The sequence below is a fragment of the Ignavibacteriales bacterium genome, assembly GCA_026390795.1.
Taxonomy (GTDB): Bacteria; Bacteroidota; Ignavibacteria; order Ignavibacteriales; family Melioribacteraceae; genus Fen-1258.
Genome location: JAPLFG010000003.1, coordinates 2137634 through 2154367, shown reverse-complemented (window position 1 = coordinate 2154367; position 16734 = coordinate 2137634). Strand labels below are relative to the sequence as shown.

Below are 16734 nucleotides of genomic sequence, written 5' to 3'. Positions count from 1 at the left end.
CAAATATACCATCTACACTGAACTCTTTGTTAGTGATCACTCCACTTCACTTATTCCATACTAATTATGAGGCTCAGATTGAATAATGAATAGAGACACCTTTCTTTTTTTGTAGGAGAAATAATCTATTATTCTTAGCCAATCATTTCATTATGAAAACGAATCCTAGTTTCTTTTCTCGAAGAACTCAATCAAAATAGTGATTTATTTATATCTCAAAAGAGCTTTGGAATATTCAAGCTTTCTTTAACGCAATCATATCACTTAAAAATTTTTCAATTTCTTCGATAATGAGGTAATTAAATTTCTATATTTGAATTACTTCATAACAAAAGGATTTATAATGGAATATTCGATACGTTATCTTGATGACAATAAAATAGTGGAAATAAAGTCTGTAGGAAGAACGTGTTTTAAGACTGCCGAGCTATATTCAAAAGATGCTATAAAAGTTGCTCATGAACACAGCTGTAGTAGATATTTAATAAATCATACCGATACAGACGCTTCCGTAAACATTCACTCAACCGGAGAAGAGCTTCAACAATTTGGATTTCAAATTACTGATAGAATAGCGATAGTCATTAAGCATAGCCATTCATTCGAGACGGTAAGTCAGAATAGCCGGTGGAGCGAATCTAAATATTTTGATAACGTTAAGGAAGCAGTTAACTGGCTTGTTGCGGACGAATAATTAACCGGTTTGGAGATCAAAGATTTTGAATAAAAACTGACTCGCAAAAACTATTTTTGATGTATACATTTAAACCTATCACTAGATCTTTACCATTAATCATTCACTGTGTTGTTGTGTTTCCATGCATAGTTGCTACAACTAATATTTTTCCGGAAGCACTTGGTGTTGGTTCTTCAAGTCAAGGCTAATGATGAGTTTTCTATTTTAACGTGATAAGAATATTTTATTAAATTTTTTGCTTTTATTATTTAGCAAAACTATTTACTGCTTCCTCTACAGATTCAAAATTTGAAAAGACTGTATTAAGTTTTGTAATTAATAATAAACTTTCAATTTTGTCAGTTAGATTAGCAAGTTTTAGTTCACCGTCACCATTTTTAACAGCTGTGTATCCTGCAATCAAGATTCCTAATCCAGAACTATTCATAAATCCGGTTTCTTTCAGGTCAATAATTATGTTTTTCTTTCCTTCTGAAATAAGTTTTTTTAGTGTGTCACTAAACTCGTTATCTTTTGCCGAACCAGTGATATCAGTACGTATTCAAAATTCTATCCGCCCCAATCTCAGTGTTTCTTTACTAGTATCGCGATTTTTGCTCTCAGAAAAATAAATTGTAAAATTTATCACGCCTAAGTCTTTACTCTATTTTTGTCTTGGTATCTTCAAATCAAAGACACAACTTTCTTCCATAACCATAATAAATCGTTTTTTGCTTATGATCACTACTTTTTCAAATGTTGTAACCATTTTATTGCTAAGCTTAAATTTTTTCTATCTATTCAAAAAAATATTCAAGTCCATCTTTTAAGAAATTGAATTACAAAATCCTTGAAATGATAGAATATTGATAGGTCCTTATGTCTCGGCTTAACAAAAATCTGCGATCAGAATAATTTGGTAGTAAATCCTTTACGTGAACTAAACAAAAGATGTAGTCCCTTTTTCATCCTTTTGATTGATTGCACAATTAACTGAACATGTATAACATAAAGTAAGATTCAAGAGATACTATTGCTTTAGGCATTCATTTACTAATTAAAATAAAGATTCGAATCTTTTTGAAGATTTAAATGGTCTGGATTTACTTTTCATTTATAAATAAAGTTTGCGGAATGAAACGCAAAATTTATTTATCACTCTTTCTAATCATCATATCTGGATCTTCTCTCTTTGGACAATTTGGATATGCTTTTCCTCAGTTCTTTAGAGAAACTGGCGACTTCATCAAACAACCGATTAACTGGGATGGAAGTGATTGGTTAAAATTAGGCGTTGTAAGTACGGCAACATTTTTAATGATGGAAACTGCAGATCAACCAATTTGCGATACTGTTTTAAAAGATCAAAGATATTACAAAAGTGCCCCTATTGTATTTAGCCGAATGTGGGAAGGAATATATTCACCTATTTTTAATCAAGACAACAAAACACTACCAAGTGGTTACTCTACAGCCGCGTTTATACTTTCAACTGTGCTTTCAAGAAATATTAAGTCGCCTGATTGGAAAACGCTTGTTTACTTACCGGCAGAGCTCATTTTAATTTCAAGAGTATATCAGGGTCAGCACTGGGTAACAGATGCTTTTACTAGAGCTGCGCTAGGTTATTTTGTTGCAACGTGGGTTGTTGATCATCATGAGAATAATAATAATTCAATTTTTGGAATGTCTCCAACATACCTTAAACGATTAAGATTGCGCTTTGAAGTAACTCTACGGAAACATTCATGATAAGCAATATCAATTATTCAATGGAGATAAATCAAATGGATAAATTAAATAATAGATACTTAGTCATAGCGCTGGTAGTTATAGCAGTGCTCTTTTTGTATTTCGGCAGCGGAACACTTATGGATGGCGGAATGAATGAAGGTATGCATGAAAACGGTTGGATGAGCGGCAACAACTGGAGGTGGTTCCCCACCATTGCTACCCTCGTTGTTGGTGTCTTTATCGGCTGGCTTCTCTTTAGAAAGAAAAAATAATCAGGTCAAGTTTTATTATAACAACTTTTTCGAAAAACGAAGATTAATGGTGATGAAAATTTACTAGTAAATATAATTATTAAATCAGCACACTCATTACGAGTGGCAACTGAATAAGAGAAAATGAAAAATAAAGGTGATCAATTACAAAACAAAGTAAATGAAAACAATAGATAGAATAAAGCCGCCTTACAAAAATCGCGGTGTTGGAATAGAAGGAGATGAAATAATGGAAGGGAATAAATTGAAAAGAGAAATTCCTATTACAATATTATTTGTAGATATCGGCGGCGTTTTGCTCTCCGACGGGTGGGTTCATGAGTTTCGCAAATTGGCAGCCAAGAAGTTCGACCTTGATGCCGAAGAGATGGAAAAAAGACATAACCAATCGTTCGATACTTACGAGTTGGATAAACTCACTATTGAAGAATACTTGAACCGTGTTGTATTCTACGAGAAGCGTTCGTTTACTCATGCCCAGTTTCGGAAATTCATGTTCGACCAGTCGAAACCATATCCCGAAATGATCGAGTTGATCCGCCGGCTAAAGGAAAAGTATGGATTGAAGATTATTGTTGTCAGCAACGAAGCTAGGGAACTTAATGCACATCGTATTAGGAAATTCAAATTGAATGAGTTTGTAGATTTTTTTATTTCATCATGTTACGTGCATTTGCGAAAACCTGATGCAGATATTTTTCAGCTTGCGCTCGATACTACTCAAGTTTCAAAACAACAAGTAATCTATATCGAAAACACACCTATGTTCGTAGAGATAGCGGAAGAATTGGGGATTCGAAGCATTCATCATACAGATTACAAATCCACATGCGCGAAACTGGCTTCATTCGGGTTGGAGGTTGCAGAATGACAAAGCAGTCATCCATAAAACCAACTCAGGCTAATGTACTGGCAATCAATGGCGGCTCATCGAGCATTAAATTCGCTCTATATAGATTTGGCGAAGATCTGGAAAAAAGTTTTCATGGAAGTATTGATCGTATTGGTTTGCCTGGTATGGTCTTAACATCCACTGACTCAAAAAAAAATGAAAAAGATAGCTTCCTTATCGAGTCATCTGATACTCGTACAGCATCAAATATTTTGATCGAGTGGCTCGAAGAACAAATCGATTTTTCTTTGATTACTGGCGTAGGACATCGTGTGGTTTTTGGTATGAAACACACAGAACCTGAACTCATAACAAAAGAATTACTCGATGAATTACACCGAATCAGTCCTTACGATTCTGATCATCTACCTGTAGAGATTGAATTGATCGAGGTATTACTGCAGCGGTATCCTAAATTACATCAAGTCGCTTGCTATGATACTACGTTTCACCGCACCATGCCGCGGGTTGCAAAATTATTTCCGATTCCCCGCCGCTTCGACAAAATGGGAATACAGCGATATGGATTTCATGGTTTGTCTTATGCTTATCTCATCGAAGAACTCGCTCGTGTCGCCGGTGAAAAAGTTGCGCAAGGTCGTGTTATACTTGCTCATCTCGGCAGCGGTGCAAGCTTAGCTGCCGTCCATGAAGGTAAGAGTATTGATACGAGCATGGGATTCACACCTGCCGGAGGAATTACGATGAGCACTCGTCCTGGTGATTTAGATCCGGGAGTTGTGTGGTATATGATGAAGTCGGAAAATCTCACACCCAAACAATTCAACAAACTAATAAATCACGAATCAGGTTTGCTAGGTATTTCTGAAACAAGTTCCGATATGAAGGATTTACTCGCAAAAGAAAATGATGACATTCGGGCTTCAGAAGCCATTGCATTATTTTGCTATCAGGTGAAGAAGTGGATAGGATCTTTCTCAGCTGCACTTGGCGGGTTGGACACATTGGTTTTTGCCGGCGGCATCGGTGAAAACTGCCCGGTCATCCGCTCTCGTATTTGTGAAGGACTGGGATTTCTTGGAATCGAGCTTGATGAAAAACGAAACATCGCAAACGCTCACGTTGTATCAATAGAAAACGGGAAGACAACAGTCCGTGTTATTCACACAGACGAGGAATGGATGATAGCGAAGACTGTAAATCAAATTATAAATCTTAATATTGAATAGGGACATGATCATGAAAACAAAGAGAGTGTCGAAGAAGAAATTGGTTAAAGAAGTAAGAGAAGGACTTGAAGAGAACATTATCACGAAATCTAAAAAGAAGAGTGCAAAGGATAAACCATTATCTCAAGAACTTCTGCAAAAGATGAATGCCTATTGGCGCGCTGCAAACTATCTGTCGGTCGGGCAGATTTATTTGTTTGATAATCCGTTGTTAAAGAAACCATTGAAATTAGAACATATAAAACCGCGGCTGCTCGGTCATTTTGGTACAACTCCCGGACTTAATTTTATCTATGTTCATCTCAATCGTATCATAAAGAAATACGACCTGAATATGATATATGTTATCGGACCGGGTCATGGTGCACCCGGAATAGTAGCCAATACATATTTGGAAGGAACATACAGCGAGGTTTATCCTAATATCACCCGGGATGAAGAGGGCATGAAAAAACTGTTCACTCAATTTTCTTTTCCGGGCGGAATTCCGAGTCATGTTGCGCCTGAAACGCCGGGTTCTATTCATGAAGGCGGAGAACTCGGTTACTCTCTGTCCCATGCTTATGGCGCGGCGTTCGACAATCCCGATCTGATAGTATCATGTGTCGTTGGCGACGGTGAATCGGAAACGGGTCCGCTGGCTACAAGTTGGCACTCGAACAAATTTCTCGATCCGGTTCGCGACGGAGCTGTACTTCCCATCTTACATTTGAACGGTTATAAGATAGCCGGACCAACTGTACTGGCGCGTATCAGTCACGAAGAATTAGATCAGCTCTTCCGTGGTTACGGATACAAACCATATTTTGTAGAGGGAGATGATCCCGACAGACTTCATCAAATCATGGCGGCCACACTCGATACGATTGTTGCTGAAATTAAACAGATACAAACAAACGCGCGTAACAACGGCTTTAGGGAACGACCGAAATGGCCAATGATTATTTTTCGAACTCTTAAAGGATGGACTTGCCCGAAAGTGGTTGATGGTCTGCCCATCGAAGGTACATTCCGAGCACATCAAGTACCGATTACAAATTTTGTGGAAAAGCCTGAACATGTAAAAATTCTTGAACATTGGATGAAGAGTTACAAAGCAGAAAAGTTATTTGATAAAAACGGAAAACTAATTCCCGAACTAGCTGAGTTAGCACCTATTGGTGAAAGACGTATGGGAGCGAATCCGCATGCTAACGGAGGATTTCTTCTTAAAGAATTAAAGATGCCGGATTTCCGTGATTACGCTCTGAAGATAAATAATCCCGGCGTTGATGAAGGAGAAGCCACGCGCGTTCAGGGTAAGTTCATTCGTGATGTAGTGAAACTTAACCAAACCAACTTTCGTGTTTTCAGCCCGGACGAAACTGCATCCAATCGATGGGGAGATGTATTCGATGTAACGAACCGCTGCTCAACCGCTGAAATTATTTCCATCGACGAGGATGTTGCGCCTGATGGCCGTGTAATGGAAATGCTGAGCGAGCATCAATGTGAAGGCTGGCTCGAAGGTTATTTACTTACTGGCAGACACGGCTTTTTCTCATGTTACGAAGCATTCATCCACATCATTGATTCGATGTTTAACCAGCACGCAAAGTGGCTCAAAGTAGCTCACGATATTCCATGGCGAAGTCGGGTAGCCTCATTGAACATTTTGCTTTCGTCTCATGTTTGGCGACAAGATCATAATGGATTTAGTCATCAAGATCCAGGTTTCATTGACCACGTGGTAAATAAAAAAGCGGATGTTATTCGCGTCTATCTGCCACCAGACGCAAACACATTGCTGTCGGTAACAGATCATTGCTTACGAAGCCGTGATTATGTCAATGTCATTGTTGCAGGAAAACAACCGGCGCTGCAATGGATGGACATGGATTCTGCCATTAAACACTGCACAGCCGGACTCGGTATTTGGGAATGGGCAAGCAATGACAAAGGTGGAGACCCGGATGTTGTCATGGCTTGCTGCGGTGACGTTCCAACATTGGAGACAATGGCAGCCGTTGAAATTCTTCGTAAGAATTTTCCTGAACTTAAAGTCAGAGTCATCAACGTGGTAGATCTGATGACACTTCAACCAAAGAGCGAGCATCCCCACGGACTTAGTGATAAGGATTTTGATACACTCTTCACGAAAGACAAACATGTTATCTTCGCATTTCACGGTTACCCGCTTCTGATCCATCGTTTAACGTATCGAAGATCCAATCAAGATCGGTTTCATGTACGCGGATATAAGGAAGAAGGAACAACCACAACGCCATTTGACATGGTGGTGTTGAATGAGATGGATCGTTTCCATTTGGTTGGCGATGTGATTGACCGAGTGCCGGGTTTAGGTTCGAAGGCGGCTTATGTTAAACAATTCCTCCGCGACAAACTATTGGACCACAAAAAATATATAAACAAATATGGGCAGGATATGCCGGAAATTAGAAATTGGAAATGGAATAATAACAATAACAAAAGGAGAAAAATATGAATATCCAAATAAATACAGGCCATAATATCCAAAGTAATGAGACATTAATTGCCAAGTTCAGAAGCATAATTGAAAATTCATTAAGCCGGATTAGCGATCACATTACTAGTGTTGAAGTCCACATGAAAGATGAAGATGGTGCCAAGAAAGGTAAGAACGATAAACGCTGCATGATTGAGGCACGTCTCGAAGGACGTCAGCCAATTGTTGTCACAGACCATTCGGACACATTAAACGAAGCCCTCGACAATGCTATTAATAAATTAATAAATATGATTGAAAGCATTCTAGGACGCCAAAAAGATAAAAGAAGTCACGATTCTAAACAACCAGCACCTGAAATAGAATTTCCGGAGGAGAAGTAATCGCAATGGATAAATGATTTGCATTGGCTTGTTAAAGACATTGGTGGTTATGTGTTAAAAGTGCAAATGACTGATTAATTATTAATTGATATAATTATGGAGTTAACAGAGATGAATTCACAACAGATTATAGATACCGCAAAAATGCTGGTCGCTAATGACAAGGGTCTGCTGGCGATGGATGAAAGTAATCCAACATGCAACAAACGATTTGCCAAATTGGGAATTCCACAAACAGAAGAAGCCCGCCGTTCCTACCGTGAATTGATTATGACTACACCCGGTCTAGGTGAATTTATTAGTGGAGCGATTCTCTACGATGAGACCATCCATCAATCCAAAAAAGACGGTACTATGTTTGTCAAAGTTATAATTGACGCTGGTATCATTCCGGGTATCAAGGTAGACACAGGTGCAATAGATTTAGCGAATCATACAGGTGAGAAAATCACAGAAGGTCTGGACGGATTGCGCGAAAGACTAAAGGAATATTTTCAATTTGGCGCACGTTTTGCCAAGTGGCGCGCAGTAATTGCAGTGGATGATAAAATTCCCAGTCAAGGATGCATTGAAGCAAACGCGCATGCATTGGCACGCTATGCAGCATTGTGTCAAGAAGCCGGACTCGTTCCTGTCGTAGAACCGGAAGTGCTAATGGATGGCGATCATACTCTGGAACGTTGCAACGACGTAACAGAGAAAGTTCTACGAACAGTTTTCAACCAGCTTTATACACAACGAGTTATGCTGGAAGGTATAATACTGAAACCTAATATGGTGCTTCCAGGATTGAATTGCCCTAAGCAGGAAACGATGGACGAAGTTGCTGATGCAACAGTGCATTGTCTCTTGCGTGTTGTTCCCGCTTGTGTTCCCGGTATTGCGTTTTTGTCCGGCGGTCAACCTTCTGAACTTGCATCGGCACGTTTGAATGCGATGAATGTTAGATTCAGATCACGACTGCCCTGGGCATTGACGTTTTCTTTTTCCCGAGCCATACAGCAACCGGCATTAGAGATTTGGCATGGCGAAGAGTCCAACGTATTAGTTGCACAACAAGCTCTATATCATAGAGCTATGTGCAATCACGCTGCGCGACGTGGAGAATACAATACCACAATTGAAAGGAATTAGAATGAAAATAAGCATCCCACAACTCGCTAAACTTGCTTCATGGCAGGCACTCGAAAACCATTATACGGAAGTCCGGGAATTACATCTCCGGAAACTCTTCGAAGATAATCCAATGCGCGGGGAGAGAATGACGGCTGAGGCAGTCGGCATCTACTTTGACTATTCAAAGCATCGTATAACTGAAGAGACATTAAAACTTCTTTTACAATTGGCGGAGGAGTCCGGTTTGCGGACTCGCATCGATGCCATGTTCCTGGGTGAGAAGATCAACGTCACAGAGCAGAGAGCAGTTCTACATGTAGCCCTTCGCACTCCTAAAGAGCAATCCATTATCATGGACGGTGAAGACGTTGTGCCTAAAGTTCATACCGTGCTCGAAAAGATGGCCAACTTTTCCATCCGAATACGTAGCGGTGAGTGGAAGGGTCACACCGGCAAGCCGATCCGCAATATCATTAATATCGGTATAGGAGGGTCTGACCTGGGACCGGTGATGGCGTACGAAGCATTGCGGCATTACAGCCAACGTGATCTAACCTTTCGATTTGTTTCTAACATTGACGGTACCGATTTCGCCGAAGCCACGCGTGACATCGACGCCGAGGAAACGTTGTTCATCATCTCTTCGAAAACATTTACAACGCTTGAAACCATGACCAATGCGCACACTGCCCGCGACTGGGCGCTCAAAAGCTTGAAACATCACTCAGCCGTTGCCAAGCATTTTGTAGCGGTCTCAACCAACGCCAATGAAGTAGCAAAGTTCGGCATCGATACAGCAAATATGTTCGAGTTTTGGGATTGGGTCGGCGGGCGCTACTCAATGGATTCAGCGATTGGACTTTCAACTATGATTGCCATTGGTCCCGAAAATTTTCGCGCTATGCTCGACGGTTTTCACCAGATGGACGAGCATTTCCGCACTGCCCCGTTTGAGCGTAACTTGCCGGTACTAATGGGACTGCTGGGTATTTGGTACAACAATTTTTTCAATACACAGACCATTGCTGTTTTGCCGTATGAACAGTACTTGAAGCGCTTTCCAGCTTACCTCCAGCAGTTAACTTTGGAAAGCAACGGTAAGCACGTCACACTTGATGGGGCAGAAGTAACTTACCAAACCGGACCTATTTATTGGGGTGAGCCTGGTACTAATGGACAGCACTCTTTTTATCAATTAATTCATCAAGGGACTAAACTCATCCCTTGCGACTTTATCGCTTTTCTTCAACCGCTTAATCCTATTGGTCGTCACCACGACTTACTTTTAGCTAATGTATTTGCACAGGCAGAGGCATTGGCCTTTGGCAAAACGCCACAAGAGGTTATAGCTGATGGCACACCGGCATGGCTGGCACCTCACAAAACCTTCGAAGGCAACCGTCCGTCAAGCATCATCCTAATGAATCGATTGACTCCGGAGTCGTTGGGAAAGCTCATCGCACTATATGAACATAGTGTTTTCACTCAAGGGGCAATTTGGGGAATTGATTCATTTGACCAGTGGGGAGTCGAACTCGGTAAAGCGCTTGCCGGGAGAATCATCCCGGAACTTGAGACTTTGACCAAGCACCAACTCAAGCATGATAGTTCAACCAACACGTTAATCCGGCGATATTTGAAATCCAAGGAGTTGTTGCATGGGCAATAAAACCTGTTCAATGAACATCGTTTTAAAGACAATCCACATTTTGCAGCTCAACAAGTTCTGTATCATCGAGCTATTTAAAATCGCGCCGCACGAAGTGGCGAAAGTAATTCTTTAATAGAAAGGAAAGAAACATGAATACAAATATCCCTCAACATATAACTAAACAGAAAAACGAAAAACCATATTGGAAACGAGCTCATCACGACTGGAAATTCTGGGTCGCAATTTTATTGATGCTTGTTGCAATGTTTATTTATGTGAAGTCGAACGACTTGTCAATGAGGCCTAACAAACAGATGCAACAGAAAGTCCCTTATTAGTTGGTAATGAAAATAAAGTAGTAATTAATTAAACGTGAACATGACTGCAAAGGAACACCAATGAATGAAATTGATTTGTATCCTCTGAAATTCGAACCGATATATCAGTATCGAATATGGGGTGGACGGCGTTTAGGTGAAGTTCTCTCATCACCCTTAAGTATCGATGGTCCAATCGGTGAAGCATGGATACTAAGCGACCGCGATGACCATATGAGTTGCATTGCAAATGGTCCGCTGAGAGGAGAAACCTTAGGTCAATTATTTGAAAAATTTCAGAAACAATTGTTGGGAAACTTGGCTGGGCACTTCAGCAGGTTCCCACTACTTTTGAAATTTCTCGATGCAAAAGAAATGCTTTCAGTCCAGGTGCATCCAGATGATTCACATATAGATCTACTGCCTGCAGGTGAAACAGGTAAGACCGAAGCATGGGTTGTGTTGGAGGCATCGAAAGATAGCCGCATCTATGCTGGCTTGAAACCAGGTACTACAGTTGACAATTTCCGGAAGGCAATAACTGACGGAAATGTTGCGGACAAACTAACATACTTTACTCCGAAGTCCGGTGACGGTGTATTCATACCAGCCGGAACAGTTCACACATTGGGAGGCGATGTCGTTGTATTTGAGATTCAGGAGAACAGTGATGTAACTTTTCGCTTGTACGACTGGGACCATGTTGATACAAAAACAGGTAAACAAAGAGAGCTACAAGTTGAACAAGCAATTTCATGTATTGACTTTTCGCAAGGTGCCGTGGGCCCGGTGGTGCCGAAGGTGGAGGAAGTAAAACCAGCTCTGCGGGAACGGCTTTTTCTCTGTGAACATTTTGGTTTGTGGCGACTTACCAGTGAATCGAAATTAAAAGTTGGTGAAGTTGGAATGCCCCGTGTGCTGGTATGTATTTACGGTAACGGTCAGTTGAAACATGGTAGTGAAAATTATTCCGTCGATAAAGGCGATGTGCTGCTCTTACCGGCTGTTGTCGGTGTGTGCGATTTTCTGCCCCTTAATGAAGTGTGTTTGTTGGAAATTACGTTGCCTGTATAGTTAAGAAACAAAAACATTTTTAAAATTTGTCGTGATAGAATGATTTAATAGGTAGAACGATTATGAAAAAACTAATTGTCTATGATCTGGACGGTACGCTTGCCGAAAGTAAATCGTCTCTTGATAAAGAAATGTCTTCATTGCTGCATGACCTTCTAGGTATTGTTAAAGTGGCTGTAATTTCCGGAGGTGGTTGGCCGCAGTTCGAAAAACAACTCCTCTCTAATCTTCCGCAAGATGAGCATCTGAAGAATCTATCGCTTCTTCCAACGTGTGGAACAAAGTTTTTTAAATATACTGGGGAATGGGAAAAAATTTATTCAGAAGATTTCACAGCAGATGAAAGAAAAAAAATTATCGATGCTTTTAAGAAGTCGCTCGAAGAAGCGGGATTCAAAGTTGAAAAAGTTTGGGGAGAGATAATTGAAGATCGCGGAAGCCAGATAACATATTCTGCACTAGGTCAACAAGCTCCATTAGAAGAAAAGAAAAAATGGGATCCTGATTTCACAAAACGGAAAAAAATAAAGTCAATTCTTGATCCTTTAATTTCCGGATTCTCTGTTCGAATGGGTGGCGCGACATCCATCGATGTCACCAAACCCGGCATTGATAAAGCATACGGAATCGGAAAGCTGCGGGACATTCTTGGTATTTCAATAAAAGAGATGATTTTCATTGGTGATGCTTTGTTCCCCGGCGGGAATGATTATCCGGCTGAGGAAGCAGGTGTTATTTCTATCCCGGTTCAAGGTCCTAAAGAAACTAAAAGAGTTACCGAAACGATCATCGCTTGTTTAGATTAAGATAGCCAAACAAAACCTAATAAGAGGAAATGATGAGTGGATTTAAGTTGCAGCGTTTGGGACAAATTATGGAACCGGAGTCTGGCAATCCGCAGGAAGTTGAAGGCGTCTTAAATCCAGCTGCGGTTCGCGGTCCTGATGGAAAATTATATTTATTTCCACGACTTGTAGCAAAGGGAAATTATTCGCGCATCGGAATCGCGCGTGTTCTGTTTAATGAATCAGGTGATCCATCCGGTGTCGAGCGGCTAGGTATTGCGCTTGAACCGGAAGCAGATTATGAACTTCGTTCCGACGGAAGCGGCGGATGCGAAGATCCGCGCATCACTTTTGTGGAACGATTCAAACGCTATGTAATGACTTATACTGCGCATTCACCCATTGGACCGCGCATCGCAATGGCTGTTTCAGAGGACTTGTTTCACTGGAAGCGTTTAGGGCTGGCAACCTTTGAACCGTATGATGGGATTGAGTTCGACACGGTAGATGATAAAGATGCCAGTCTTTTTCCGATTGCTGTTCCCAATCACGATGGAAAAATGCAAATGGCCCTACTTCATAGACCACTTTTTCCAGGCACTCGTCCTGAAGAAACCGCTTGCCAGTCTAAGATACGTTTGGTTGACCTCGATCATGAAAGTATTTGGATTTCCTATTGCCCTATGGAATTGGATGGACTCGAACCACATCACCTTGGATTGTTTAATTCACATCATCGGTTGGCAACTCCGGTATCACCGTGGGAACGGTTAAAAGTTGGAGGAGGTACTCCACCCATTCTAACCCGGCATGGTTGGCTTATCATTTATCACGGTGTGAGTGAAATAATGGAACAAGGTAACGATGAACATCATTTGCGGTACTCTGCCGGAGTGATGGTACTATCGGAAGAACATCCGCGCGTAATTCGATACCGTTCGGTTGAGCCGGTGCTTACTCCGTCGTTACCAAAAGAACGACACGGAACTGTTCCCAACGTTGTGTTTCCTACCGGCATTGACAGGCGCGATGATCTTGGCTCACCGGATCGTATCGATGTCTATTATGGAATGGCAGATAGCCGGATTGGTGTGGCGCGTCTTGATGTGCCGGATTTATTGCCGCCGGGGAAAGTCGCAGACCCACCGGGTGAAAAAGTGTAACGTGCAAGATTCGCAAAATTAAAATCATGAAAGGATAAACATTATGAAACATAATGACGATAAACCCAAGGTATCCGAATCGAAGCCTGCTGAAGACGAGATAGCCAAGAAAGCCTACGACATTTATTTGAAAGAAGGAAGTCCAAAAGGACACGCAAAACAGAATTGGTCAGATGCAGAAGCACAATTAATGCATGCCGGTTCCGATCATTCGCACAAACATGATCATCACGATCACCATGGTCATATGATCGCAGATTTTAGGAAGAGGTTCTGGATTTCACTCGTGATTACAATTCCAATTCTTCTTCTCTCGCCTTTGGTACAACAATTTCTTGGTCTCAAAGAAACTTTTCGTTTCAGTGGTGACATCTATGTTTTGTTTGCGCTATCATCTTTTACATTTTTCTACGGCGGTTTTCCTTTTCTAAAAGGACTATTTGATGAATTGAAAAAGAAGCAGCCCGGAATGATGACGTTAATTGCTCTTGCAATATCGATTGCATATTTCTACAGCAGTGCTGTCGTGTTCGGTGTTAAAGGGGAAGTCTTTTTCTGGGAACTTGCGACTTTGATTGATATTATGCTTCTCGGTCATTGGATAGAAATGAAATCTGTAATGGGCGCTTCAAAAGCGCTTGAAGAACTTGCCAAACTTATGCCGGATACAGCTCATAAAATTGATGATGCAGGAAATGTTACTGATGTTCCGGTTTCCGAACTTAAACACGAAGCTAAATTATTAATTAAACCCGGCGAAAAAATTCCTGCCGATGGAAAAATCTTTGAAGGTAAAAGTTCCATAAATGAAGCAATGATTACCGGTGAATCAAAACCTGTTTCCAAAAAAGAAGGTGATAATGTAGTCGGCGGATCAATAAATGGTGAGGGCTCTATAAAGATTAAAGTTGAGAAAATCGGTGATGAAACTTTTCTTTCACAAGTTGTGAAGATGGTGAAAGAAGCACAGGAAAGTAAATCCGAAACTCAGAACTTTGCCAACAAAGCCGCATTCTGGTTAACTATTGTTGCAATTACTTCCGGCACAGTAACAATGTTTGTATGGCTTGTGTTTACCGGACAAAGTTTCAACTTTGCATTATCCAGAACCGTAACTGTAATGGTTATTACATGTCCGCACGCTCTGGGTCTTGCAATACCGCTTGTTGTCGCAGTTTCAACCGCTCTTTCTGCAAAGAGCGGTTTACTAATTAGAAATAGAAATGCATTTGAAGAGGCAAGAAATATTCAGGCCATTATTTTTGATAAAACCGGGACATTAACTAAAGGTGAATTCGGCGTAACGGAAACGTTTTCATTTGATGATAAATATGATGAAAAAGAAATTCTGAAATATGCCGCCGCGGTTGAATCCGAATCAGAGCATCCGATTGCTCAAGGAATAGTTAAATCTTCAGAAGATAAATATCCGTTGAAAGATTTCAATTCAATTCCCGGCAAAGGTGCTGAAGGGAAAGTAAATGGTAAAGATGTCAAAGTTGTTAGCCCGGGTTATCTCCAAGAAAATAAAATTGAATTACAAGAAAAAGATAAGATTGAAAAATTATCTGCTCAGGGTAAAACTGTTGTTTTTGTCATCGTTGATAATAAACTAACCGGCGCAATAGCGTTAGGAGATATTATCCGCGATGAATCCAAGGACGCAATAAAACAACTTAAAGAGTTAGGTATAAAAACGATGATGCTTACCGGCGATAACAAACAGGTCGCAAAATGGGTTGCCGATGAGCTAGGACTCGATGATTATTTTGCCGAAGTGCTGCCCGGTAAAAAAGCAGAGAAGATAAAAGAAGTGCAGAGCCGCGGAATGATTGTGGCGATGACCGGCGACGGTGTGAACGATGCCCCAGCACTGGCACAAGCTGATGTCGGGATTGCAATAGGTACTGGAACAGACGTAGCAGTTGAAACTGCTGATATAATTCTTGTAAGAAGTAATCCTAAAGATGTGGTTACATTAATAAAATTTTCAAAAGCAACTTATAGTAAAATGGTTCAGAATTTAATCTGGGCTACCGGATATAATGTTATAGCAATTCCTCTTGCTGCAGGAGTTTTGTATTCAGTAGGAATTGTTTTAAGTCCTGCAATGGGTGCAGTGTTGATGTCGGTAAGTACGGTAATTGTAGCCGTCAACGCCAGACTTTTGAGAATGGATAAAAGTCAAGCGACTGAAAAACAAGGACAAGAAGTTTTGAATGACTCTAATTCAAATGAAAACAAGAACCAAGAAACAACAACAATAAAAAAAGGAACATAATCATGAATGAATCTAAATCTCTAACCAAAGACCCAGTCTGCGGAATGACCGTGGACGAAACAACTGCTATCCATGCAGAACGTGATGGAAAGACATACTACTTTTGCTGCGAACACTGTCGTCAAAAGTTTCTGTCCGCACCCGCCAATACTAAACCTAATGAAAAGTCTGGGGGATGCTGTTGATAAAATGCGGCTGCATTAATTGAAAAACTGTTAAAGTTTAGAGAATTTTTTGCCAGATGATAAAGTGGTCACTTTAAAAAAAGCTTTGTGATGAATAATCCCGGCGTTGGGTTGGTAGATTTTTATTCCATTTCAAATACCTGAAATAGCTGATTAAATCAATAACAAAAGAGATAAAAAATATGTTAAAAATAATGAATGATTTACCTGACAATGTTCTGGGCGTTTCTGCAGAAGGTAATATAACGGGAACAGATTATGAAGCTGTTTTAATTCCTGCCGTAGAGAAAAAATTGAAAGCAAACAAAAAAATCCGGATGCTGTACCATCTTGGAAGCAGCTTTACCGGATTTGATCTAAATGCTATGCTGGATGATGCGAAGATGGGAATGAAACATTTATCTGCATGGGAAAGAGTTGCATTTGTATCTGATCATGAGTTAATAAATACTTTTGCAAAATTCTTTGGTTACATGCTTTCCTGTGAACTACGCATCTTTAGAAATTCTGAATTGGATGTAGCAATAAAATGGATCAGTGAAAAATGA

Annotated in this window: 16 protein-coding genes; 15 read left to right on the top strand and 1 reads right to left on the bottom strand. The window is 40.5% G+C overall.

Going from position 1 to position 16734, the window contains the following annotated elements:
- Positions 1-343 precede the first annotated feature (343 nt).
- Entirely contained in the window at positions 344-694 is a 351-nt protein-coding gene (locus NTX65_12985) for a hypothetical protein (GenBank protein ID MCX6170254.1), read from the top strand.
- Positions 695-941: 247 nt separating this feature from the next.
- Here the strand turns inward: NTX65_12985 and NTX65_12980 are convergent, their stop codons facing one another.
- Positions 942-1226, bottom strand: coding sequence for an STAS domain-containing protein (locus NTX65_12980; GenBank protein MCX6170253.1), 285 nt, complete (start codon positions 1224-1226; stop codon positions 942-944).
- 584 nt (positions 1227-1810) lie between these two features.
- Here NTX65_12980 and NTX65_12975 point away from each other — a divergent pair.
- The 14 genes from NTX65_12975 (at position 1811) to NTX65_12910 (ending at position 16734) form a co-directional block, all read left to right on the top strand.
- The gene (locus NTX65_12975; GenBank protein MCX6170252.1) at positions 1811-2428 is read left to right on the top strand and encodes a phosphatase PAP2 family protein; all 618 of its coding nucleotides are present in this window, start codon (positions 1811-1813) and stop codon (positions 2426-2428) included.
- 35 nt (positions 2429-2463) lie between these two features.
- Positions 2464-2682 carry a hypothetical protein gene (locus NTX65_12970; GenBank protein MCX6170251.1) on the top strand — a complete coding sequence of 73 codons (219 nt, stop codon included), beginning with the start codon at positions 2464-2466 and terminating at the stop codon, positions 2680-2682.
- Positions 2683-2842: 160 nt separating this feature from the next.
- Complete coding sequence (locus NTX65_12965; protein ID MCX6170250.1) at positions 2843-3553, top strand: HAD family phosphatase; 711 nt, start codon at positions 2843-2845, stop codon at positions 3551-3553.
- Complete coding sequence (locus NTX65_12960) at positions 3550-4764, top strand: acetate/propionate family kinase (protein MCX6170249.1); 1215 nt, start codon at positions 3550-3552, stop codon at positions 4762-4764. The genes NTX65_12965 and NTX65_12960 overlap by 4 nt, the downstream gene beginning before the upstream one ends.
- 10 nt (positions 4765-4774) lie before the next feature.
- A complete protein-coding gene (locus NTX65_12955) occupies positions 4775-7249 on the top strand; it encodes a phosphoketolase family protein (protein ID MCX6170248.1) in 2475 nt (824 codons plus the stop codon).
- Positions 7246-7614, top strand: a complete 369-nt coding sequence (locus NTX65_12950) for an HPF/RaiA family ribosome-associated protein (GenBank protein ID MCX6170247.1) — start codon at positions 7246-7248, stop codon at positions 7612-7614. Before NTX65_12955 ends, NTX65_12950 begins: the two co-directional genes overlap by 4 nt.
- 111 nt (positions 7615-7725) lie before the next feature.
- Positions 7726-8748, top strand: coding sequence for a fructose-bisphosphate aldolase class I (locus NTX65_12945; protein ID MCX6170246.1), 1023 nt, complete (start codon positions 7726-7728; stop codon positions 8746-8748).
- A 1-nt stretch (position 8749) separates the two neighbouring features.
- Positions 8750-10399 carry a glucose-6-phosphate isomerase gene (pgi, locus tag NTX65_12940; GenBank protein ID MCX6170245.1) on the top strand — a complete coding sequence of 550 codons (1650 nt, stop codon included), beginning with the start codon at positions 8750-8752 and terminating at the stop codon, positions 10397-10399.
- Positions 10400-10530: 131 nt separating this feature from the next.
- Entirely contained in the window at positions 10531-10719 is a 189-nt protein-coding gene (locus NTX65_12935) for a hypothetical protein (GenBank protein ID MCX6170244.1), read from the top strand.
- A gap of 60 nt (positions 10720-10779) precedes the next feature.
- Positions 10780-11772, top strand: a complete 993-nt coding sequence (locus NTX65_12930; GenBank protein ID MCX6170243.1) for a class I mannose-6-phosphate isomerase — start codon at positions 10780-10782, stop codon at positions 11770-11772.
- Positions 11773-11834: 62 nt separating this feature from the next.
- The gene (locus tag NTX65_12925; protein ID MCX6170242.1) at positions 11835-12578 is read left to right on the top strand and encodes an HAD-IIB family hydrolase; all 744 of its coding nucleotides are present in this window, start codon (positions 11835-11837) and stop codon (positions 12576-12578) included.
- A 32-nt stretch (positions 12579-12610) separates the two neighbouring features.
- Positions 12611-13720: a hypothetical protein gene (locus NTX65_12920; GenBank protein MCX6170241.1), complete on the top strand. Its 1110-nt coding sequence runs from the start codon at positions 12611-12613 to the stop codon at positions 13718-13720.
- A 43-nt stretch (positions 13721-13763) separates the two neighbouring features.
- Positions 13764-16001: a copper-translocating P-type ATPase gene (locus tag NTX65_12915; GenBank protein MCX6170240.1), complete on the top strand. Its 2238-nt coding sequence runs from the start codon at positions 13764-13766 to the stop codon at positions 15999-16001.
- A gap of 367 nt (positions 16002-16368) precedes the next feature.
- The gene (locus NTX65_12910; protein ID MCX6170239.1) at positions 16369-16734 is read left to right on the top strand and encodes an STAS/SEC14 domain-containing protein; all 366 of its coding nucleotides are present in this window, start codon (positions 16369-16371) and stop codon (positions 16732-16734) included.